Origin of the sequence: Sphingobium sp. MK2 (assembly GCF_040170545.1) — a bacterium.
Taxonomy (GTDB): Bacteria; Pseudomonadota; Alphaproteobacteria; order Sphingomonadales; family Sphingomonadaceae; genus Sphingobium.
The window spans coordinates 22466-43418 of record NZ_JAZDXA010000030.1 but is presented as its reverse complement, the minus strand read 5'-3'; the positions used below and the strand labels follow the sequence as shown (position 1 = coordinate 43418).

Genomic DNA, 20953 nt, shown 5'->3' with positions numbered 1-20953 from the left:
GTCATTCCCGCGAAGGCGGGAACCCATCTCCCACCCTGTCTCCAGACGCGAGGCCCGGAGATGGGTCCCCGCCTTCGCGGGGATGACGGGTGAAGGGCGTTAGGGCAGCTTTTCAAAACAGGAAATATCGTTGCGCAAACGGCAGGATGCGCGCCGGTTCGCAGGTGAGCAATTCGCCATCCGCCCGTACTTCGTAGGTTTCGGGGTCGACCTCGATATCCGGCATGGCGTCGTTGAGGACCATCGAGGCTTTTCCGATGCCGCCGCGGGTGTTGCGCACCGCCTCCAGCGGCCGCGCCAGTTGCAACCGTTCGGCGATGCCGTCCGCAATCCCCGCCGCCGACACGAAATGCACCGCCGACAGCGCGCCCGCGCGGCCCATGGCGCCGAACATCGGGCGGTAATGGACCGGCTGGGGCGTGGGGATGCTGGCATTGGGGTCGCCCATCGGCGCGACGGCGATGCTGCCGCCCTTGATCACCATGTCGGGCTTGACCGCGAAGAAGGCGGGGGACCACAGGACGAGATCGGCGAGCTTGCCGACCGCAATCGACCCGACGATGTGGCTGATGCCGTGGGCGATGGCGGGGTTGATCGTATATTTGGCGATATAGCGTTTGGCGCGGAAATTGTCGCTGTCGGCGTCGTCGGTGCCAAGGCTCCCACGCTGCTGCTTCATCTTGTCGGCGGTCTGCCAGCAGCGGATGATGGTTTCACCCACGCGGCCCATCGCTTGGCTGTCCGACGACATCATCGAGAAAGCGCCCAGGTCGTGGAGAATATCCTCCGCCGCGATGGTTTCCTTGCGGATGCGGCTGTCGGCGAAGGCGACGTCCTCGGCGATGCGCGGGTCGAGATGGTGGCAGACCATCAGCATGTCGAGATGTTCCTCGATCGTGTTGACGGTGTAGGGCCGGGTCGGATTGGTGGAGGAGGGCAGGACGTTGGGCAGGCCCGCCAGCTTTATGATGTCGGGGGCATGGCCGCCGCCCGCGCCTTCGGTATGGAAGGCGTGGATGGTGCGACCCGCAAACGCTCGAATCGTGCTTTCGACGAAGCCAGCCTCGTTCAGCGTATCGGTGTGGATCGCGACCTGAATATCATACTCGTCCGCGACCGACAGGCAGCAGTCGATGGCGGCGGGGGTCGTGCCCCAATCTTCGTGCAGTTTGAGGCCGCAGGCACCGGCGCGGACCATTTCGATCAGGGCGGCGGGCTGGCTGGCATTGCCCTTGCCCATCAGGCCGAAGTTCATCGGCATGGTTTCAAGTGCCTGGAGCATTCGGCCGATATGCCAACTGCCGGGCGTACAGGTGGTCGCGAGTGTGCCATGCGCCGGGCCGGTGCCGCCGCCCAGCATCGTGGTGATGCCCGCGTTGAGCGCTTCGTCCACCTGCTGCGGGCAGATGAAGTGAATGTGCGCGTCGATGCCGCCAGCGGTCAGGATGCGGCCTTCGCCCGCGATGATTTCGGTGCCGGGGCCGATGGGGATGGTGACGCCGGGCTGGACGTCGGGGTTGCCCGCCTTGCCGATGGCGGCGATGCGGCCATCGCGGATGGAGACGTCTGCCTTGATGATCCCCCAATGGTCGAGGATCAGCGCGTTGGTGATGACCGTGTCGGGCGCGCCGTCGGCGCGGCTCATCTGGCTTTGCCCCATGCCGTCGCGGATCACCTTGCCGCCGCCGAACTTCACTTCCTCCCCATAGACGGTGCGGTCCTCCTCGACGCGGATGAGGAGGGAGGAGTCGCCGAGGCGCACGCGGTCGCCGGTGGTGGGGCCGAACATACCGGCATAGGCGCGGCGGGACATGGTTATGGGCATGATGTTTTCCCTGACCCCGTTCGGTTCGAGCTTGTCGAGAACGGGCGCGCAGGGTTCTCGACAAGCTCGAACCGAACGGATTGGGGGCGGAGGTGCATCACAATTCCCCCATCACATCGCCACGAAAACCGATGACAATGCGGTCGCCGGCATAGGGGATGAGTTGCACGTCGCGGCTTTGGCCGGGTTCGAAGCGGACGGCGGTGCCCGATGGGATGTCGAGGCGATAGCCGCGTGCGGCGTCGCGATCGAACAGCAGCGCCGGGTTGGTTTCGGCGAAATGATAATGGCTGCCGACCTGGATCGGCCGGTCGCCGCTATTGGCGATGGTCAGCGTGATCGGGGTGCGGCCTTCGTTCAGGACGATGTCGCCGGGGATGGGGAGGATTTCGCCGGGGATCATGAAGTCCACCCCTGCAACCGTTCGGGCTGAGCCTGTCGAAGCCCTGCTCTTCTCTGCAAGAAAAAAAAGCCCTTCGACAAGCTCAGGGCGAACGGTGTTGGGGGCGCAATAGCCCTCACCGGATCGGCCGATGCACGGTGACGAGTTTCGTGCCATCCGGGAAGGTCGCCTCCACCTGAATATCGTGGATCATCTCGGCTATGCCCTCCATCACTTGATCGCGGGTCAGGACGTGGCCGCCGCTGGCCATCAGCGCGGCGACCGACTGGCCGTCGCGTGCGCCTTCGACGACATGGTCGGTGATCAGCGCGATCGCTTCGGGGTGGTTGAGCTTGACGCCGCGCGCCAGTCTATTGCGTGCGACCATGGCGGCCATCGCGACCAGCAGCTTGTCTTTCTCGCGTCCTGTCAGGTTCATGGCGTCAGCAATAGCAGATGGTGGGCATGGAGGGCGACAGGCCGAATATCGCGGCGCGCAACACGCTCGCCGCGCGCATGACATCCTTGCGCAGCGCCTGCGGATCGTTGCGGGTCAGGCGCAGGATCAGCAAGCCGTCGAAGCTGGTCGCGCCGCCAGTTGGGGCTTCGACCAGCGTGCGCGCAAGGTCGAGATAGTCGGCGGCGTCCGGCCCTGCATAGACGAGCGTGGCGACCGCGCTGGCATCGCCAAAGCCAAACGGCGCGCGGCCTGCGGTGGCGAAGTTACCCTCGACATGGAGCGCGTCGGCCCAGACCAGCCGCCCGCCGCGCCGGATGCGCCAGCTATCGTGGATCAGGCCGCTTTGATAGGTTTCGCCCATCGCGCCGCGCCCCAGCACCAGCATTTCCATCGCCAGCATCCGCGCATCGGGGGCCATATCGGCGCTCAGCGTGCGGCGCATCCGGCTGCGGTCGAACAAGATCGCTTCCTGCGCCAGCCATTCGCAGGTCGCGCCCGCGCCGATGGTGATGCTGGTGTCGATGCGGGTCGGTTCATCCTCATCCAGCGCGCGGTAGAGTTTTTCGGCGGCTTGCGGCACGATGGTCGCGCAGACGCCCGGATCGACGATGATGTCGAGCGCCAGCCGATCCCCGCCGGTCAACCCGCCGCAGGTGGTGACGGTGACGGCGAGCGGAAAATCGCCATCACGACCTTCGGGGAACAGCAGCCGCGCAGGCGCGACCTGCATCATGTCGCGGATGCCGCGCGGCCCGAATGCCACCATGGCGCGGCCATCGACGCGCTGGTGCCGGGACTTGGGAGGCACGGTAATGGCGCGTTGCACGGTCATGGACACCATCTGATCAGGCGCGGGTAGTCGGGACATGGGGTATATGACGTATGGGGTGATGGCCAGGCCATTGATCTTCCGCTCTAAGGCTAGGGGTGTCGCCCTATCGAGAGGGTAACACCCCTCCGTCTGGCCTGCGGCCAGCCACCTCCCCTGCCAGGGGAGGATTTTTAAGTGGTCGGACGCCGCCGCCCACCCCGGCCATAAGTTGGATCGACCTTTTCGGTCTTGCCGTCCTTTGCGGCCTTTTCGCCGTAGAAGGGCTGGCCATGGTCAGTGGTGAGGTCGGACAGGAAGCCCGCCTGCCGGATGCCCTTCTTGCGCATCGCTACGCCGGTCAGGCAGGCGTGCATGATGAAATTGGCGTTGAGCGCGCTGCGATAGGTGGGATCCAGCACGGGGGCGAGTTCGACGATTTCGAAGCCGACCAGTTCATTTTCGGCGCAGAGCCGCCGCACGATCGGGATCGCTTCGCGCATCGTCAGGCCGCCGGGGACGGGCGTGCCGGTGCCGGGGATGAAGGCCGGGTCCAGCACATCGACGTCGAAGGAGATGAAGATCTTCTTGCCGCTCTCACGCGCTTCCTTAAGCGCCCGCTCCATCGTCGCGGCCCAGCCATTTTTCTCGATCTCCGGCATCGCATGATAGCGCACGCCATTGTCGCGCATCCATTCGAAACCTTCCTTTTCAGGCCAGGGGCCGCGCAGGCCGACCTGGATATAATTTTTGCCCAGGACATGGCCTTCCTTGACCGCGCGATAGACGGGCGCGCCATGGGTGATGAAATGGACGCCGCCCTTGCCCGCGTCATAGTGCGAATCGAAATGGACAACGCCGAAGCTGCCCTTGCCATGGACATCGGCAAGGCCAGCGACATCGCTATATTCCAGGCTATGGTCGCCGCCGACGATGAAGGGCAGCGCGCCGGTGCGCGCGATTTCGGCGACCCGCTCGCGGACATGGGCGACGGTGCGTTCGGTCGACATATTGTCGATGGCGATGTCGCCATAATCGACGATCTTCAATTCCTTGGACGGATCGACCATCGTGTACATGTCGATGCCACCCGCGCCATATTGGGTCCGCATCGCCGATGGGCCGCCCTTGGCCCCGCGATAGCCCGATCCCATGTCGAGCGGTGCGCCGACGATGGCGACGTCCACTTTGCCCGCGATCAGATCTTCGGGGAAGATCGCCACAGGGGCACCGGCGAAAGTGGCAATGCCGCCGCCATAGACGCCACCGCCGCGCCCGTTGGCGTAGTAGCTCAGTTCAAACGGCCCGGCTTCGCGCTTGGGGTCAAGGCCGGACGGGCGGCGCAGTTTCCAGCCGTTGAAATCCTCATTGTCAGTGTCGAGCGGGATCGCCGCCATGTCCGTCTTGGCATTGAATTTCGAGGCCGCGACCGCGTCCATCATCGCCTCGATATAGGCGTCGATTTCCTGCGGGCTCTTGGTCGCCAGCCGCTCGAACAATTTGTCGTAGGAACCGGCGAACATTTCGGCCGGGTCGGATGTCAGAAACTCGCGCTTGGCCTTGGGCAAGTCCTTGATCTTGGCTTCGAGCGCGGAGGGAATGGTCGGCTTGTCGGACTGTGCGATCACCGCCGCCGACGAGATCACCGTCGCGGCGAGCAACGCGCCCAGTGCCATGCGTTTGAACGTCATACAGTCCTGCCCCCGATGCCTGTGTCACGCCAAAGGCTATTACGCGATGCAGGCGCGACCAATGGGGCGATTGACGTAGCTTTGCATGTAACCTTTAACGCCTGAACCGACTGGACAGATGCCTGCCGATCAGCCTCTAATGCGCGCGATACAGTCAAAGGTGGGCAGGATGGCGATCAGTCTGACGGTGAATGGCAAGACGCGGCAGGTGGAGGGCGACGACCCGGCCAAGCCGTTGCTGTGGGTACTGCGCGAGGATCTGGATCTGGTCGGCACCAAATTCGGCTGCGGCGCAGGGCTCTGCGGTGCCTGTACCGTCCATGTCGACGGGCAGGCGGTGCGCTCCTGCCAGACGTTGCTGGCTGATGTGCAGGGCGCGGCGATCACCACGATCGAGGGCGCGGCGGCCACCGATGTCGGCCAGCGCATCGCGGCTAGCTGGATCGCGCAGGACGTGCCGCAATGCGGCTATTGCCAGGCCGGCCAGATCATGAGCGCAACCGCGCTGCTCAGCCAAACGCCGAAACCCACGGACGACGATATCGACGGCGCGATGATGGGCAATCTGTGCCGCTGCTCCACCTATGTCCGCATTCGCGCCGCGATCAAGGCGGCCGCAGCATGAGCGGCGCGCTCCTCTCCCGCCGGAGTTTCATCTCCGCTTCGCTGATCGCTGGCGGCGGTTTGCTGTTCGACCTCCATGTGCAAATCGCGCAGGCGGCGGATGGCATGTCGGTTATCCTCAACGCCTTCATCCGCATCCTGCCCGACAATCGTGTCATCATCGGCGCGAAAAATGCGGAAATCGGCCAGGGTGCCAAGACGATGCTGCCGATGATGATCGCGGAAGAGCTGGACGTTGACTGGGCGCAGGTCACGGTCGAGCAGACCCATGCCGACGCCAGGATTTTCGGCGGCCAGAGCGCAGGCGGCAGCCGCACTACTCCGCGCGAATGGCTCCCCACGCGGCAGGCGGGCGCGGCGGCGCGCGCGATGCTGGTCGCCGCAGCGGCGGCGCAATGGGGCGTTCCGTCAGGGACACTGACGACGGCCAGCGGCAAGGTAACCGATCCCAAAACCGGCAAGTCGGTCCCTTATGCGGCGCTCGCCGCCGCAGCGGCCAAGCTGCCCGCGCCAGATCCTGCGACACTCGCGCTCAAAGACCCCGCCAGCTTCCGCATCATCGGCCAGTCGATCGGCGGGGTCGACACGCCTGCCATCGTCGCGGGCAAACCGTTGTTCGGCATCGATTTCAAGTTGCCGGACATGCTCTATGCCGTGCTGGAAACCTGCCCGGCTTTTGGCGGCACGTTCAAATCGGCCAATCTGGACGCGGTTCGCGCCTTGCCCGGCATCGTCCATGTGCTGACGATCAAGGGCGATGGTACGCCCGAATCCGGCTATGACGGCGTCGCCATCCTCGCCAAAAGCTGGTGGACCGCCAATCAGGCGCGCGAAACGCTGAAAGTCGAATGGGACGACAGCGCGGTGACGGGCTTTTCGACGCAGGGCTATGCCGAGCAGGCCGCCGCCCGTGCCAAGGGCAAGGCGGAATCGGATGTCCTGCGCACCGGCAATCTCGACGCTGCCTTCGCTTCGGCTACTAAGGTCGTGACCGCCGATTACAGCTACCCCTTCCTTGCCCATGCCACGCTGGAGCCGCAAAACTGCACCGCCCTGTTCAAGGATGGTGCCATAGAAATCTGGGCACCGACCCAGAATCCGGAGGGTGGGCGCGGGCTTGTCGCCAAGGCGCTGGGCTTGCCACCGGAAAATATCCGCATCAATTTCTCGCGCATCGGCGGCGGGTTCGGGCGGCGGCTGATGAACGATTATATGGTGCAGGCGTCGCTTGTCGCCGCGCAGGTTCCGGGCGTGCCGGTCAAACTGCTCTTCAACCGCGCCGACGACATGCGCCGCGATTTCTATCGCCCGGCTGGCTGGCACGGCTTCCGCGCGGCGCTGGACAAGGGCGGCGCGCTCACCGCCTTCCACGATCATTTCATCACCTTCGGCAAGGATGGCAAGCCGGTGCGGTCGGCCGACCTGCCAGCAACGGAATTGCCTGCGGGCCTGATCGACCATGTGCTGCTGGAACAGAGTTATCTGTCCACCAACATGCCGACCGGCTGGCTCCGCGCGCCCGGCTCTAACGCGCTCGCCTTCGTTTATCAGGCTTTCATGGACGAGGTGGCGGCGGCGGCGGGCAAGGATTTGCCCACGCTCATGCTCGAACTTCTGTCCAAGGCTGCAGAAGTCAGCCAGGGCACCAATCGCCCGCCCTTCGTCACCGCGCGGGCCAGGGGCGTGATCGAAAAGGTGATCGCCATGGGCGGCTGGGCGAACCGCAAGGCGTTGCCCAGGGGACAGGGCAAGGGTTTTGCTTTCTATTACAGCCATGCGGGCTATTTCGCCGAAATATTGGAGGTCGCCGTCGCTGACGGCGTGCCGAAGGTCAAGACTGTCTGGGTCGCAGGCGATGTCGGCAGCCAGATCATCAACCCCATCAATGCGCTGCATCAGGTGGAGGGTTCGGTGATCGAAGGGCTGGGACAGGCGCTCGCCGGGCAGGTCATCACCCAGATCGCAGGCGCGATTGAGCAGGGTAATTTCGACACCCACCCGCTCCAGCGCATTCCCGATACGCCGACCATCCATGTCGAATTCGTCAAGACCGACTATCCCCCCACCGGCCTTGGCGAACCCGCCCTTCCGCCTGTCATCCCGGCTTTGGTCAACGCTATCCACGCCGCGACGGGAAAACGCATCAGGACGTTGCCGATCACGGCGGAGATGCTGGCCTGACGCGACCTTGTTCCCCCTTCCAATGTAGGATTTCCTCTGTTCTACCTCGTCGCATGGAACAGCCAGCGCCGGCATCACCATCCTCGCCTGACCTGTCGCGTCCCTGCCGCGCCGGTGTGACCCTGTTGTCGCGTCGCTGGTATGTCAGCGTTACCCTGTCGGCGCGTTCCCGTCGCTTCGCCCCCGGAAACCCGGTAAAACGGGCGGCAAAACTGCCCTGCAACGGTGTGAACTTCGGTTGGCGCGTGGCTGTGACCCTGACCCATGCGTCATTTGACGTAGAGGGACGCATCCCGCGCCTCGTCATAACGACCATGGAGGCCCGCCTGCCGGGCGCGAGCAAAAGGGTGTTGCGCTGATGCGCCGACTGGTTGCCACGCTGCGCGGAATCGCCGCTTATGATCCGTTCATCGCCTTTCTGGGCGTGGCGAGTGTGATTTTCCTGCTCTACTGGGCGGTGACGGTCCAGCGCGAGACGATCGAGGTGCCGCGCTCGGTCCAGAAAAGCCTGTCCGACGATTATGAGATGATGGCCGGCAAGGCACCCGACGCCGCCGCCAAGGCCAAGCTGATCCACGATTATGTCGCCGATGAGCTACTGTTTCGTGAAGCGGTGGATCGGGGCATGCACATGACCGACAAGACCACCAAACAGCGATTGATCGACCGTGTCCGCTTCCTGATCGCAGGCGCGCCGCCCGAACCAAGCGAGGATCAACTGATCGGCTATTATGCCACCCATCGCGACCTCTACCGTGCCGAACCGCGCCTGTCGCTCGACCATGTGTTCTTTGAAAAAGCGCCGGTGGATGCCCCGGCGCTGCTCGCCCGGCTGCAATCGGGCGGCACGGTGCAGGGCGACGATTTCTGGATGGGGCATGACCTGCCCGATTATGGCGTATCGATGGTGCGCGGCATGTTCGGTGCGCCATTTCTCGATGCGCTGAACGAAGCGCAGACCGGCACATGGATCGGCCCGCTTCGTTCGACTCGCGGCTGGCATTTTGCGCGGGTGCGGGACCGGGCGTCGGCCGCGATGCTACCCTATCCTGCGGTGCGTGATCAGGTGCGTCAGGACTATCTGGCGGCGGAAACCGGCGCGCTGGTCGATAAGGAAGTCGCCCGGCTGGAGGACGGCTATCGCATCCGGGTGGAGCCATAATATGCTGGCCCGCGCGCTTTGGCTGGTCATCCTTCTGCTGGGGCTGGCTTCCCCGGCGCAGGCTGATATATTCCGGGTCGGCGACTATAGCATCCAGCCGGGCATCGACCCCGGCAGCTTTGACCTCAGCGTCTCGATCCCCTCCGTCTTGGCCAGCAACGCCCCGCTCGGTGTGCCCGACGGGTGCCGCGAAACCGCGCGCGAGCGGCTCAATGAGGCAACCGTTACCCGCTATGCCATCAGCATCGCCTGCGACCGTCCGATTGCCCCCGATGACGCCATCATCACCCCCTGGGCCGTCGATGGCGGCACCTTTCTGTCCACCGCCACCGGCACTCGCGTCCGGCAGGCGCTCCAGCCGAATGGCGACACGCTGCCGCTGCCTATCGGCGCGGTTGCGGCGCGTGAACGGACGCTGCCGGAGATCGCGGTCGATTATACCTGGGAAGGGATCGTCCACATCCTTGGCGGCTGGGATCATCTCGCCTTCGTCCTGTGCCTTTGCCTGCTGGCGCGCGGGCGCTTCCTGCTACTGCTGGTCACCACCTTCACCATCGGCCATTCACTCAGCCTGGCGCTGGCTTTTTTTGAGGTCGTTTCGGTGCCGGTGCCGCCGGTCGAGGCGGTGATTGCGCTTTCCATCGCCTTCATGGCGCGCGAGGCGATCTATACCCGCGACGATGTCATCGCGGATGGTCCCAAGCAACGGCGCCAACTGGCGGTGGTGGCCAGCTTCGGCTTACTCCATGGCCTCGGTTTTGCCACAGTGCTGCGAGAACTGGGCGTTGCGTCGCAGGAACGCCTGCCCGGCCTGCTCTTTTTCAATGGCGGGGTCGAACTGGGCCAGTTGTTTTTCGTCGGTTGCGTGCTGGGAGTCATGAAACTGGCCGGGATTTTCGACCGGCAGCAAGTGGTGCGGCAGGCGGCGCTCTATGGCGCGGGGATTGTCGGTTGTTTCTGGATGATTGAGCGGGTGATAGGTTTTACGATGGCGGCGGCATGAATTTGGAAGCGCGGGCGCGCGCGGCACTGGCGCGGGGCGATCTGGCGCAGGCGGCGCAGGCGGCGCAGCAACTGGCCATGGCACAACCCGACTGCCCGGCCGGCTTCTTCCTACTGGGGATGGCGGCGGCGGAAGCGGGGCAGGTGGCCAAGGCGCTGCCGATGCTGGAGCAGGCAGTGGCGCGCGGGCCGATGGCCGAGCATCTGGCGCAATATGCAAGGCTGCTGGTCCTGTTGCGCCGCGATGGCCAGGCAGGGCAGGCGGTGCGGCAGGCGCTGGCGCTTGACGGGGCGGATGCGCTGACGTCCGACACCATCGGTTGCGTGCTGGCCCGGCTGGGCGACCATGAAGCGTCGGTCCCGCCATTCGAGGCAGCGGTAGCGGGCGAGCCGGATAATCTGGACTATCGCTATAATCTCGCCGCCGCCTGCGGCTTTACCGGCCGGGTGGCAGCGGCCCGCGACCAGTATGAAGCGATATTGTCAGTCGATCCCGGCCATGCCCGCGCCCATTATGCGCTCGCCATCCTGTCGCGCCAGACCGAACAGGCAAACCATGTCCCCCGGCTGGAGGCGGCGCTGAATGCGGCGACGAGGCCCGACGATGCGCTGCGCCTTCGCTATGCGCTGGCCAAGGAGGAGGAGGATCTGGGCCATGCGCCCGCTGCCTTTGCCCATCTAAGCCAGGCCAATGCCGCGCACAAACGGGCCATCGGCTATGATTTTGGGCAGGACGCCGCGATTTTCGACGCCATCGAACGGCTGTTCGGCAACGGGCCACCGCCTGGGTGGGGCGCGGGACTGGAGGAGGCCGCGCCAATCTTCATCGTCGGGATGCCGCGCACCGGCACGACATTGGTGGACCGGATATTGTCCTCTCATCCTCAGGTCGGGTCGGCGGGCGAATTGCAGGCGATGCCGCTCGCGGTGAAGCAACTGGCAGCGACGCGGTCACGACTGGTGATCGATCCCGAAACCATCGCGGCGAGCGCGGCGGCCGATCCGGCGGCGATCGGCCAGGCCTATATGGCGCGCGCCAGCCATCATCGCCCGCCGGGCAAGGTCCGCTTCATCGACAAGTTGCCTGCCAATTTCCTCTATATCGGCCATATAGTGCATGCCCTGCCGCTGGCGCGGATCGTCTGCCTTCGGCGCCATCCGATGGATACGCTATGGAGCAATTACAAAAATCTCTTCGCCAGCCAGTCGGCTTATTATGCCTACAGCTATGATCCGATGGACATTGCCCGCTATTATGCGCGTTTCGACCGGCTGATGGCGCTGTGGGATCGACTATTTGCGGGGCGGGTGTTGCAACTCTCCTATGAAGCGCTGGTCGCCGATCAGGAGGGGCAGACGCGGCACCTGTTGGCCCATTGCGGGCTGGACTGGGATGCGGCCTGCCTGTCCTTCCACGAAAACCGCGCTGCCGTGGCAACGCCCAGCGCTGCCCAGGTGCGCAGGCCGATCAACGCCGACGCCATAGCCCGCTGGAAGGCCCATGAAGCAGCGCTCGCGCCGGTGCGCGACTGGCTGGCAGGGCAGGGGGTAAAGGTGGATTGATAAGCAGGTGCCCTCCTGCCTGGAGGGCACCTGTATGGATCAGAACCTGACCCGGCTTTCGACGCCGATGACGCGGGGCTGCGCGACCGATTGCGCATAGCCGCGATAGATCACCCCGTCGTTGACGAAGCCATAACGGGTCAGGTCGTTACCGATCCCGGTGATGGCATATTTGTCGAAGATATTGTTGGCGAACAGGCCGATTTCATACACGTCGGTCTTGTAGGTGACGTTCGCCCGGCTCATCGTATAGGAAGGGATGCGCTCACCACCGCCACGCAGGCCCGGTCGGCTATAGATGCCACCCGAATAGGTAGTGGTCCAGCCCAGAGCCAGCGCATTGTTGCCCATCGGTATCTCATAAGCCACGCCTATGGCCCCGCTATTCTTGGTCGAACCCGGCAGACGATCACCTGCAAACACATCGACCAGACCGCCGCCCTGAACAGACAGCAGTGCAGGCACATCCTCGGTCAGCTTCGCATCGAGATAGCTGTAATTACCCCGGATGCTCAGTCCTTCGATCGGCCGGGCCTCGAATGACAAGTCGACCCCCTTCGATTCAGCCGCGCCGCCGTTGGTGATGATGCCGATCGCGCCATTGACGGTCTGGCCGTCCAGTTGGATGCCATTCCATTTGATCTTGAACGCTGACAGGCTCATCGACAATTTCCGGTCGAACAGTTGCGCCCTCACGCCAATTTCTGCGTTTTTCACCTTGTCCGGGCCATAGAATAGCTCGTTCTCCAACGCGCAGAGATTTTGGCCGGGGGGGAGCGGCAGGACGCAGGGGGCGACGCGGTTCACACCGCCGATGCGATAGCCCTTCGAATATGTGCCCCAGACCATTAGGTCCGGCGTGATGTTGTAGGAGCTGTTGAACTTCCAAACGGTGCCATCCTGGCCGGTCGAGCCAGCGCGCGACCGGAAGTTGATCGCCGGATAGGCCTGGAACAGGGGCAGGGCCGTGCCGCCAATGACATCGGCCTTATATTTGAAGTAGCGGATGCCCGCCGTCACCTGCCATTGTGGGGTGATCTTGAAGCTGCCTTCGCCAAAGATCGCCTTTTCGTCGAGCTTGGTGTTCACGTACGACGCATATTCGACCTCGTCAGGTCGGTTGATGCCTGCCCAAGCCGGGAAGCCGGGGACGATTTCGCGATAGTCTGAATTGGTGCTCTGACGGTTCCAGAAGCCCCCCAGTACCCAACTGAACGGGCCACCATGGGTGGAAACGAGGCGGACTTCCTGATTATACTGCTCGTCGGTTCCGCGCGACTGGGTGTAGCCGGAGAAGGACGGGAACAGCTCATAATCATAATCAAGGTCGATCAGCAGATCGGTAACGTCGATCGAACTGCGCCGTTTCTTGTTGGTATAGGCAGAGACGAACACGACCTGCGCAACGTCGGCGACATTACCCTGCATTTCGAGCGAAATCAGGTGTGAGGTGCGTTTGGATGGTTCCTCCGAACGCCATGGGCCTTCATATTTGCCTTCGCCCACGACGTTGCCGCCGGTCGCCTGGCGGCCGTTGGTCTTGGTCTGTTGAAAGGCATAGGTGAAATAAGCCTCAAAATCGGCACCCACATAGCCAAGCTGGTTGCGGCTGGTGAAGGTTTTTTCGAAGTTCAGATCCTTCTTGCCTGTAAAGTTTGCGCTCTTGTCAGCATCGTTTCCCATCGGATTGGAAACTGTGCCAGGCTGCGGCAGCGAGACACCGGGCTGCTTCAGCAGGAAGGGATAGTCGATGAAGCCGGGATCGTAATAATAGCCGGTGACGGTGCGGAAGGCGATCGAGTCTGCCACGATCGGCAAGTTGAGAACGCCGTAGGCCACATAGCCCAGCCCCTTGCTGTGCGCGACGTCATAGAGGCGCCCATAGGCTTCACCGCTGAACTTGGTCGGATCGGGCCGGTTGGGCATATAGCGGATCGCGCCCGCCAGCGTGCCCAGGCCGTAAAGCGTGCCTTGTGGCCCCAGCAGGGTTTCAACGCGCTCCAGATCGATCAGCTTGTAATCGGTGTAGAGCGGAACGTCGCCCAGATAAATGCCAATGGCAGTGTCGCTATTGCCACCTGTAGAACTGGTGTCGCTGGCCGACAGACCGCGCATCACGATGTTGCCTGCGCCATAAGGGCCGGTGTCGGTGATGGTGATGCCCGGCGTGAAGGCCGCGATATCACGGATGTCGTCAATCCGCTCATCTGCGAGCTGCGCGGCACCGACGGCGGAAATGTTGATAGGCGTTTCCATCAGCGTGGTGCTGCGTCGCGTGCCGGTGACGACGATGACGTCGTTGTCGGCTTCGGCGGCGACGGGCGCGTCCTGAGCCAGAGCGGGTGCAGCAATGGCCGCACTGGTCATCATCGTGGCGGACAGCAATCCCAGCCTCAGCGTTTTGCGATATGACATGCTATTCCCCTTTTTTGTCCAAATACTCTCCGACCTCGTCTCTCTCCCGGTGTGCGTTCGGTCGACTCTTGGCGGCGACCATGACGCTGTGGGCCGCCGGATGCCGCCTCGTGCTTTTTTGCTATGGCAGGGAGGCTATGGACTGCGCAGGCAGTCAGACATGGGGCATTTGACGTAGCCTGTTCGTCTTTGCGGTTGATACGCCATGCTACGTCAAATGCCCCATGGGGGGCGGCGCGCTGGCCGCATAGCTTTCGGGGGTCGGGGCGCGTGTGCCCTTACCCTGCCCACAGCCTTTGCCTGCGACGCGCAGGCCGGAGACGATGATGCCTTCTTTGACCGCCATTACAGGATGGAGCATGGCCGGAATCGCAGCTATCGGCGCGGTGCTGGCCGGGGACTTGCCCAATGCCGCCACGCCCGCGCCGCAAATGCCGGCCGAGGATGATATGGGCAAACCCAAGCCGCTGGAATTGCCCAAGGATGTCGAGGCGAAGCTGGCCGGGATCGACAAGGCGAAAGTCGATTTCCTCAAGAGCGGCGTCACAGGGCGCTATGTTGAGAAAGACGCGCTGTTCGAGCGTATTCGCAAGAGCGCGCCAGAGGAAATCAGCGCCTATATCGACGCCATGCAGGCGCTGCACGCGCAGGTGGAGTTCAAGGCCGGACGTGACGTTGCCGCGATCCCGCTCGACACATCATCGCCTTGGTTCAACGCCTGGAAGGCAAAGCGGCCCGCGACAATGGACCCGCGGCGCGAAGCCGGGCCGATGGAACTGACCCGCTATATTGGCGGCTATGGTGGCGGTTTTGCAACCTTTGCAGGCGCGCCGCTGGCTATGACGCCGGAGGATCTGAAAGCGGGCAAGGTCGATGTCGCCATCGTGGGCGCACCGCTCGACATGGGGTCAGGCTGGCGCAACGCGATCGACGGGCCGCGCGCTATGCGGATGACCGGCGGCGCGGGCGGCAACGACATGTATTCGATGATAAACCCCAACGCCGCGCTGAAAGTCGTCGATTATGGCGATATCGCCATCGACCAGAATTCGACCGAACGTAGCGTCGATCATGTTCGCGCGATGGTGGCGGAAATCGCCCGCACCGGCGCGATCCCGATCGTCATTGGCGGCGATCACAGTCTGGAATATCCCAATATCGCCGCCGCCGCCGATGTCCATGGCAAGGGCAATGTCGGCGTCATCCATTTCGACAGTCATTATGACATTGGCCGGGGCCGGGTCCATCTGCTCGACCATGGCCAGCCGGTCTATCGCGTCATCAACGAAGGCCATGTCCGGGGCAGCGACTATATCCAGGTGGGATTGCGCGCGCGCGGGCCGGATCTCGAAACATTCGGATGGATGCGCAACAAGGGCATGAAATATCACACCATGGTCGAGGTCGAAAAATGGGGCTGGGACAAGGTGATGGCCCGCGCGCTCAAGGAAGCGCGCGCCAGCACCAAGAAGCTCTGGATCAGCTTTGACGTCGATGTGCTGGACCCCGCCTTCATGCCGGGCACCGGCACCCCAGTCCCCGGTGGCCTGACCATGCGGGAGGCCCAGCCGATCATGCGCAACCTGTGCGCGGAAAATGACATTGCGGGCATCGATATCGTTGAGGTCGCGCCCTATCTCGACACCAGCTACAAGACCGCGCTCAACAGCAATTTCCTTTTGAACGCCTGTCTGGCGGGCATCGCCATGCGCAAGAAGGGGCTAAAGCCTGGCTATCTCAACCCGGTGTCGGTCGATCATGGTCTGGATGCCTATTATGGGAAGAAAAACTGATGGCGCGCCTGACCCTGTTGGCGCGCAGCGCCATCTTTGCTCTTGCCCTGGCGACCCTGCCCGAACCCGGCATGACGCAGATCAGCGACCCCCTTGTCGCCCTGTCGCCGGATAAGAAGGCGTTTCTGTCCGACCCGACGGTGCTGGCCCGTTTCGGCCTGACCAGCGAGAAATTGCAGATTGCGCTGGCTGGGCGGTCGGCGGCCGATGTCGATGCCTATGCCAGTGCGTTGATGGCAGTGGTGGAGGACAGCAAATTTAAGGTGGGGCGCGATCCGTCGGAGATTGCGCTCAACCCGCAGGCACGCGGCTGGAACGCCAGCACGACGCTCCGTCCCAAGCTGTTCGACAAGCGCCAGCGGGACGACGGTCCGTTCAGCTTGAAGCGCTATCTGTTCCAGCGCGGTGCAGTACCAACCTTCGCCGACGCGCCGGTGGCGCTGCGCAAGGAGGATCTGGTTGCGGGCAAGGTGGAGATCGCCTTTGTCGGCGTGCCGCTCGATTTCTCGTCAGGTTGGCGCGACGCCAAGCACGCGCCGATGGCGTTGCGCGGTATGGACGGACTGGTAGGTGCCGATGCCGATGGCGGGGTCGATCCGGGCTTGCTGCTGTCGATCGTGGACTATGGCGATCTGGCGATCGACCCGATGGCACCTGAACGCGGGCTGCCTCATGTCCGCATGATGATCGCCGAGATGGCTAGCGTGGGCGTGGTGCCCTTCATCGTCGGTGGCGATCATACAGTGATGTTTGCCGATGTGGCGGCGATGGTCGATACCTATGGCGCGGGCCAGGTGGCGCTGGTCCAGTTCGATGCCCATGCCGGCGCAGAGTTGAACAGCGATCATCTGATTTCCGACACGCAGACACTGACCCGGCTGATGCAGCAGAATCTGTTGCGCGGCAGCGACGTGACGCTGGTGGGTCTGCGCGGCCGCGACGCTGACCCGGCGACGCAGAAGAGGCTGACCGATAGCGGCGCACGCATCTTGCCTACCGCCGCCATTCAGGAACGCGGCTGGCAGGCGGTGACTAACGACATATTAACGGGCCTGAAGCAGGGGCCGCAGAATGTCTTTATCTCGTTCGACATGAGCGTCCTTGATCCGGGCGATGCGCCTGCATCGGGCCGTCCGGTACCCGGCGGCATCACCATGCGGGAAGCAATTCCGATGGTGCGGCAATTGTGCGCGCAAACCAAAGTGGTCGGTTTCGACCTGCTGGACGCCGCGCCGATCCTGGACCCCACCTATGTCAGCAAGATGAGTGCGAACTATATATTGCACGCCTGCCTGAGTGGTGTTGCACTGCGTAAGAAGGCCGCCGCGACGCCGGTTTCGGTCGAGCAAGTCAACTCGGATCGGGCCGCACAGGAAAAATCTTGATGCCTGTCCAGTTTCCAATGGCGGATAGTCATGGGGTCATACGTCATTTGGGCAATGGCGTGCGGTGCGCGCCTGCCGGGGCTTGGGTTTCGCGCATCTTATCGGTGCTTGAGGGGGAAACGGGGTGAAGCGGACAACGGTCTCGAAATTCGGCTTGCTGGCCCTGTTCTCCGCGTCGGTCGTCTTTGCCCAGGCGGATGGCGAGCCGGACGGCGTGGCAATGAAGGAAAGCGATCCGGGCATTCCGGTCACTGATCCGTTGGTTCAGGAAAAATGCGGCACCTGTCACGCGCCTGATGCCAAGGGCAATCTGTCGCGGATCAGTTGGGTGCGGACCACGCCCGAAGGCTGGGCACAGGTGATCAAGCGGATGGTGCGCCTGAACGGCCTGCCGATCACGCCCGAAGAATCCCGCGCCGTGGTCAAGTCGCTGTCCGCTTCGCATGGCCTCGCGCCGCAGGAGGCGTTGCCGGTCATGTATCTCGCTGAAAAGCGTACAATCGACGAAACCAACATCCCCAATGAAACGATGCGCGGCGCCTGCGCGGTCTGCCATAGCTTCGCCCAGCCGCTGTCCTGGCGCCGGTCCAAGACGGAATGGAAGTCGCTGCAGGATCTGCACGTCGCCATGTATTCGCAGGCCGACGCCCAATATCGCCGCCCGGCCGAAGATAGCGAGCAGCCTGCGGGCCGCGACCCCAAGGACAAGATGCTGCGCGGCGAATATGCGCTGACCTATATGGCCAAGACCGCGCCGCTGCACACGCCCGAATGGGCGGCCTGGCGTTCGCGCCAGAGCGTGCCGCGCCTGGCGGGCGAATGGCTGGTCGTGGCCTCCGCACCGGGGCAGGGCCGCTTCGTCGGCGCGTTCAGCGTCAAGCCCGGCAAAAGTGCCGACGAGTTCGTGACCAGCAGCACCCTCAAGTCGCTGACCAATGGCGGCACCGTCAGCCGCAGCGGCACCGGCATCGTCTATGCCGGCTATAGCTGGCGCGGCTCATCCAAGGGGGCGGCCGCCGCAGGCAAGCCCGACGACCTGGCCAGCGCCGCGCGCGAAACCATGTGGTTCGCCCCCGATCAGCAAAGCGCACAAGGTCGCTGGTATTGGGGCGATTATCAGGAATTCGGCCTCGACGTGAAACTGATCCGCGCCACTGCCGCGCCCGCCGTGCTGGCGGTCGTGCCGGGGCCGGTCAAGGCCGGAACCAAGGGCGCACAGTTCCGCATAATAGGTCATAACATGTCCGCTTCGCTGTCCGCGTCCGACATCGACCTGGGTGCTGGCGTCACCGCGACGAAGATCGTGTCGGCTAGCCCGCAGGAACTGGTCGTGACCGCCGATGTCGCCGCGAACGCGCCATCTGGGCAGCGCGACGTCGCGATCGGCGGCGCGGTGCTGGAAAAGGCCTATCCGGTCTACAGCAAGATCGACTATATCAAGGTGACGCCCGAAACCGCCGTGTCGCGCCTCGGCGGGATCAAATTCCCCAAGGGCTATGCCCAGTTCGAGGCGATCGGCTTCGAAAATGGCATGGACGGCAAGCAGGGGACGCCCGACGACATCGCGGTCGGGCCAGTGGACGTCACATGGTCGACGCAGGAGTTCCTCGCCGTCTACTATGACGACGACGCCAAATATGTCGGCGCGCTCAGTCCCGCCGCTTTGTTCACCCCCAATGTCGAAGGGCCGAACCCCGAACGCCGCTTTGGTCGCAACAATTATGGCGACGTCTGGGTCGTCGCGACCGCCAAGAATGAGAAGGACAAGTTCGGCAAGCCGCTGAGTGCACGCGCCTATATGGTGGTGACCGTACCCGCCTATCAGAAATGGGATCAACCGGAGGTGTCTCAATGACCGTGATGCAGGCACCCACCTATCGCCGGGCGGAATATCATGGTTTTGAGGCAGGCGGCAGCGACTTCGTCTACCTCGTCAGCGCGGGCGCGATCTTCGAGATCGACGCCGATGTCCGCGCGGTGCTCGACCGGCTCGATGGGCAGGAACTGACCCACGCCATGCTGGTGCGCGAACTGGTGAGCGAAGGTCGCGCGCAGGACGAAGCCGACGGGCTGGTGCGCGAATTGCGGCAGGCGCGGCTCATTCATCTCGGCCATGGCATGCCGGTGGCGGAAGTGCCCCAAGCGCCGCCCGCCGACTTCCCGTTGCAAGCGCTGGTCCTCAACGTCACCAACCAGTGCAACCTCGCCTGCACCTATTGCTATGAGTTTGGCGCGGACAAGATTGCGACGCCCGCGGGCAAGCCCAAATATATGACGCTGGACACGGCCAAGGCGTCGGTCGATCTGCTGATCGCCGAGGCGGTCGGGCGCAAGGCGGTGCATATCACCTTCTTCGGCGGCGAAACGCTGATGAACTTCAAGCTGCTGCGCGACGTCGTGGACTATGCCAATGCAGCGACCGCAGCGGCGGGGAAGGCGATCACCTATAGCCTGACCACCAACGCGACGCTGTTGACGCCAGAGATCGTCACTTTCCTGTCGGACAACCGGGTCGGCGTGACCGTCAGCATGGACGGTCCGCCGGAATTGCAGGACAAGCATCGCGTCTACAAGAATGGCAAGGGCAGCTATGCGGTGATCGAACCGCGCCTCCGCACGCTGATCGCGCATCACAAGACCCGCGCCATCACCGCGCGGGTGACGCTGACCGAGGGTGTGACTGATGTGGTCCGCATCTTCCGCCATCTGAAGGATGATCTTGGCTTCCACGAAGTCGGCTTCGCGCCGGTCACGACGGGGAAGGAACGCGCCTATTCGCTCGACGGCAACGGCATGGACAGCGTGCTGGCACAGTTCAACCTGCTGGCCGAAGAGTGGCTTGAATATGCCCTGCGCGGTGAGTCCCATGGCTTCACCAATGTCAGCGAAACGATCAGCGAGCTGATTTCGGGCGTCAACAAATCGCATCCCTGCGGCGCTGGGCTGGGCCTGATGGGGGTTAGCCCATCGGGCGACCTGTCACCCTGCCATCGCTTCACCGACGCCGACACGCACAGCATGGGCCATGTCTCCAGCGGCATCGACCGCGCCAAGCAGGGCGAGTTTCTGGCCAAAGGGCATGTCGAGGCGAAATATGATTGCCAAAGCTGCTGGGCGCGGCCGCTCTGTGCGGGCGGGTGCCACCATGAGGCGTTCGTGCGCTATGGCAACACGGGGCATGCCAACCTCCATTATTGCGACTGGATACGCCAGTGGACCGACACTTGCCTCCGCATTTACGGCGTGCTGTCGGTGCGTAATCCAGGCTTCCTCGAACGCTTTGCCGAAAGAAAGGGGCTGTCATGAAGCATCTTCGTGCCATCAATAAAAAGGCGCAGCGGATCGACGAGGCCGTGACGCAGATGGAGGCGGCGGTATCGCCGGACGCTGACATGGAAGAGGATGTGGTCGCGCTTCAGCAGGCCCCGCGCCCGCATGTGCCGATGGGTTGCTCGCTCTCCTTCTCACCGGGCTGGGAAGTCGATGCAGGCGGCGGCACGGCGGGGCTGTGCCAGCCGGTCGAGCGCGACATTTATGACTGCTATGTCACCTGCTTCTGGCCCGTGCAGGTGCCCGACCATGTCAATTATTCCCCCGACTGGGCCAGCAACTGCGCCACCGCCACGAAGGACTGGCGCAGTCTCGATCTCGTTTTTCCATGA

General features: G+C 63.5%; 18 protein-coding genes. 11 read left to right on the top strand and 7 right to left on the bottom strand.

Going from position 1 to position 20953, the window contains the following annotated elements:
• Window positions 1–112: 112 nt before the first annotated feature.
• From ureC to V2I08_RS13850, 5 genes are all read right to left on the bottom strand, one after another.
• Entirely contained in the window at window positions 113–1825 is a 1713-nt protein-coding gene (ureC, locus tag V2I08_RS13870) for an urease subunit alpha (protein ID WP_349635651.1), read from the bottom strand.
• Window positions 1826–1922: 97 nt separating this feature from the next.
• A complete protein-coding gene (locus V2I08_RS13865) occupies window positions 1923–2228 on the bottom strand; it encodes an urease subunit beta (RefSeq protein WP_349635650.1) in 306 nt (101 codons plus the stop codon).
• A gap of 115 nt (window positions 2229–2343) precedes the next feature.
• Window positions 2344–2646 carry an urease subunit gamma gene (locus V2I08_RS13860; RefSeq protein ID WP_043154324.1) on the bottom strand — a complete coding sequence of 101 codons (303 nt, stop codon included), beginning with the start codon at window positions 2644–2646 and terminating at the stop codon, window positions 2344–2346.
• Window positions 2647–2650: 4 nt separating this feature from the next.
• A complete protein-coding gene (locus V2I08_RS13855) occupies window positions 2651–3535 on the bottom strand; it encodes an urease accessory protein UreD (RefSeq protein ID WP_349635649.1) in 885 nt (294 codons plus the stop codon).
• A 134-nt stretch (window positions 3536–3669) separates the two neighbouring features.
• The gene (locus tag V2I08_RS13850; protein WP_349635648.1) at window positions 3670–5166 is read right to left on the bottom strand and encodes an agmatinase family protein; all 1497 of its coding nucleotides are present in this window, start codon (window positions 5164–5166) and stop codon (window positions 3670–3672) included.
• A gap of 169 nt (window positions 5167–5335) precedes the next feature.
• On the opposite strand from V2I08_RS13850, the gene V2I08_RS13845 reads away from it, so the two are divergent.
• The 6 genes from V2I08_RS13845 to V2I08_RS13820 are packed head-to-tail and all read left to right on the top strand — an operon-like array spanning window position 5336 to window position 11698.
• Window positions 5336–5791, top strand: coding sequence for a (2Fe-2S)-binding protein (locus V2I08_RS13845; RefSeq protein ID WP_349635647.1), 456 nt, complete (start codon window positions 5336–5338; stop codon window positions 5789–5791).
• Complete coding sequence (locus tag V2I08_RS13840) at window positions 5788–7971, top strand: molybdopterin cofactor-binding domain-containing protein (protein WP_349635646.1); 2184 nt, start codon at window positions 5788–5790, stop codon at window positions 7969–7971. The genes V2I08_RS13845 and V2I08_RS13840 overlap by 4 nt, the downstream gene beginning before the upstream one ends.
• Window positions 7972–8024: 53 nt before the next feature.
• On the top strand, window positions 8025–8330 hold the full coding sequence (locus tag V2I08_RS13835; protein ID WP_349635645.1) for a hypothetical protein: 306 nt from the start codon (window positions 8025–8027) through the stop codon (window positions 8328–8330).
• Window positions 8330–9133, top strand: a complete 804-nt coding sequence (locus V2I08_RS13830; RefSeq protein ID WP_349635644.1) for a peptidylprolyl isomerase — start codon at window positions 8330–8332, stop codon at window positions 9131–9133. The genes V2I08_RS13835 and V2I08_RS13830 overlap by 1 nt, the downstream gene beginning before the upstream one ends.
• A gap of 1 nt (window position 9134) precedes the next feature.
• Window positions 9135–10136 carry a HupE/UreJ family protein gene (locus V2I08_RS13825; RefSeq protein ID WP_349635643.1) on the top strand — a complete coding sequence of 334 codons (1002 nt, stop codon included), beginning with the start codon at window positions 9135–9137 and terminating at the stop codon, window positions 10134–10136.
• Window positions 10133–11698, top strand: a complete 1566-nt coding sequence (locus V2I08_RS13820) for a sulfotransferase (RefSeq protein ID WP_349635642.1) — start codon at window positions 10133–10135, stop codon at window positions 11696–11698. The genes V2I08_RS13825 and V2I08_RS13820 overlap by 4 nt, the downstream gene beginning before the upstream one ends.
• Before the next feature lie 39 nt (window positions 11699–11737).
• Here V2I08_RS13820 and V2I08_RS13815 read toward each other — a convergent pair whose 3' ends face one another.
• Together V2I08_RS13815 and V2I08_RS13810 are read right to left on the bottom strand one after the other, a co-directional pair.
• Window positions 11738–14113: a TonB-dependent receptor gene (locus V2I08_RS13815; protein ID WP_349635641.1), complete on the bottom strand. Its 2376-nt coding sequence runs from the start codon at window positions 14111–14113 to the stop codon at window positions 11738–11740.
• 208 nt (window positions 14114–14321) lie between these two features.
• Window positions 14322–14474: a hypothetical protein gene (locus tag V2I08_RS13810; protein ID WP_349635640.1), complete on the bottom strand. Its 153-nt coding sequence runs from the start codon at window positions 14472–14474 to the stop codon at window positions 14322–14324.
• Between V2I08_RS13810 and V2I08_RS13805 the strand changes: the two genes are divergently transcribed.
• The 5 genes from V2I08_RS13805 (at window position 14473) to qhpC (ending at window position 20953) form a co-directional block, all read left to right on the top strand.
• Window positions 14473–15906: an agmatinase family protein gene (locus tag V2I08_RS13805; protein ID WP_349635639.1), complete on the top strand. Its 1434-nt coding sequence runs from the start codon at window positions 14473–14475 to the stop codon at window positions 15904–15906. The two genes, V2I08_RS13810 and V2I08_RS13805, sit on opposite strands and share 2 nt — an antisense overlap.
• On the top strand, window positions 15906–17291 hold the full coding sequence (locus V2I08_RS13800) for an agmatinase family protein (protein WP_349635638.1): 1386 nt from the start codon (window positions 15906–15908) through the stop codon (window positions 17289–17291). The genes V2I08_RS13805 and V2I08_RS13800 overlap by 1 nt, the downstream gene beginning before the upstream one ends.
• A gap of 124 nt (window positions 17292–17415) precedes the next feature.
• Window positions 17416–19146 carry a quinohemoprotein amine dehydrogenase subunit alpha gene (gene peaA / locus V2I08_RS13795; RefSeq protein ID WP_349635637.1) on the top strand — a complete coding sequence of 577 codons (1731 nt, stop codon included), beginning with the start codon at window positions 17416–17418 and terminating at the stop codon, window positions 19144–19146.
• Window positions 19143–20597, top strand: coding sequence for a quinohemoprotein amine dehydrogenase maturation protein (gene peaB, locus V2I08_RS13790; protein WP_349635636.1), 1455 nt, complete (start codon window positions 19143–19145; stop codon window positions 20595–20597). The genes peaA and peaB overlap by 4 nt, the downstream gene beginning before the upstream one ends.
• The gene (gene qhpC / locus V2I08_RS13785) at window positions 20594–20953 is read left to right on the top strand and encodes a quinohemoprotein amine dehydrogenase subunit gamma (RefSeq protein ID WP_037472200.1); all 360 of its coding nucleotides are present in this window, start codon (window positions 20594–20596) and stop codon (window positions 20951–20953) included. Before peaB ends, qhpC begins: the two co-directional genes overlap by 4 nt.

Excerpts from the sequence above, each read along its gene's own strand:
- ureC (WP_349635651.1), bottom strand. The coding sequence starts at position 1,825 with ATGCCCATAACCATGTCCCGCCGCGCCTATGCCGGTATGTTCGGCCCC.
- V2I08_RS13865 (WP_349635650.1), bottom strand. The coding sequence starts at position 2,228 with ATGATCCCCGGCGAAATCCTCCCCATCCCCGGCGACATCGTCCTGAAC.
- V2I08_RS13860 (WP_043154324.1), bottom strand. The coding sequence starts at position 2,646 with ATGAACCTGACAGGACGCGAGAAAGACAAGCTGCTGGTCGCGATGGCC.
- V2I08_RS13855 (WP_349635649.1), bottom strand. The coding sequence starts at position 3,535 with ATGTCCCGACTACCCGCGCCTGATCAGATGGTGTCCATGACCGTGCAA.
- V2I08_RS13850 (WP_349635648.1), bottom strand. The coding sequence starts at position 5,166 with ATGACGTTCAAACGCATGGCACTGGGCGCGTTGCTCGCCGCGACGGTG.
- V2I08_RS13845 (WP_349635647.1), top strand. The coding sequence starts at position 5,336 with ATGGCGATCAGTCTGACGGTGAATGGCAAGACGCGGCAGGTGGAGGGC.
- V2I08_RS13840 (WP_349635646.1), top strand. The coding sequence starts at position 5,788 with ATGAGCGGCGCGCTCCTCTCCCGCCGGAGTTTCATCTCCGCTTCGCTG.
- V2I08_RS13835 (WP_349635645.1), top strand. The coding sequence starts at position 8,025 with ATGGAACAGCCAGCGCCGGCATCACCATCCTCGCCTGACCTGTCGCGT.
- V2I08_RS13830 (WP_349635644.1), top strand. The coding sequence starts at position 8,330 with ATGCGCCGACTGGTTGCCACGCTGCGCGGAATCGCCGCTTATGATCCG.
- V2I08_RS13825 (WP_349635643.1), top strand. The coding sequence starts at position 9,135 with ATGCTGGCCCGCGCGCTTTGGCTGGTCATCCTTCTGCTGGGGCTGGCT.
- V2I08_RS13820 (WP_349635642.1), top strand. The coding sequence starts at position 10,133 with ATGAATTTGGAAGCGCGGGCGCGCGCGGCACTGGCGCGGGGCGATCTG.
- V2I08_RS13815 (WP_349635641.1), bottom strand. The coding sequence starts at position 14,113 with ATGTCATATCGCAAAACGCTGAGGCTGGGATTGCTGTCCGCCACGATG.
- V2I08_RS13805 (WP_349635639.1), top strand. The coding sequence starts at position 14,473 with ATGGCCGGAATCGCAGCTATCGGCGCGGTGCTGGCCGGGGACTTGCCC.
- V2I08_RS13810 (WP_349635640.1), bottom strand. The coding sequence starts at position 14,474 with ATGCTCCATCCTGTAATGGCGGTCAAAGAAGGCATCATCGTCTCCGGC.
- V2I08_RS13800 (WP_349635638.1), top strand. The coding sequence starts at position 15,906 with ATGGCGCGCCTGACCCTGTTGGCGCGCAGCGCCATCTTTGCTCTTGCC.
- peaB (WP_349635636.1), top strand. The coding sequence starts at position 19,143 with ATGACCGTGATGCAGGCACCCACCTATCGCCGGGCGGAATATCATGGT.
- qhpC (WP_037472200.1), top strand. The coding sequence starts at position 20,594 with ATGAAGCATCTTCGTGCCATCAATAAAAAGGCGCAGCGGATCGACGAG.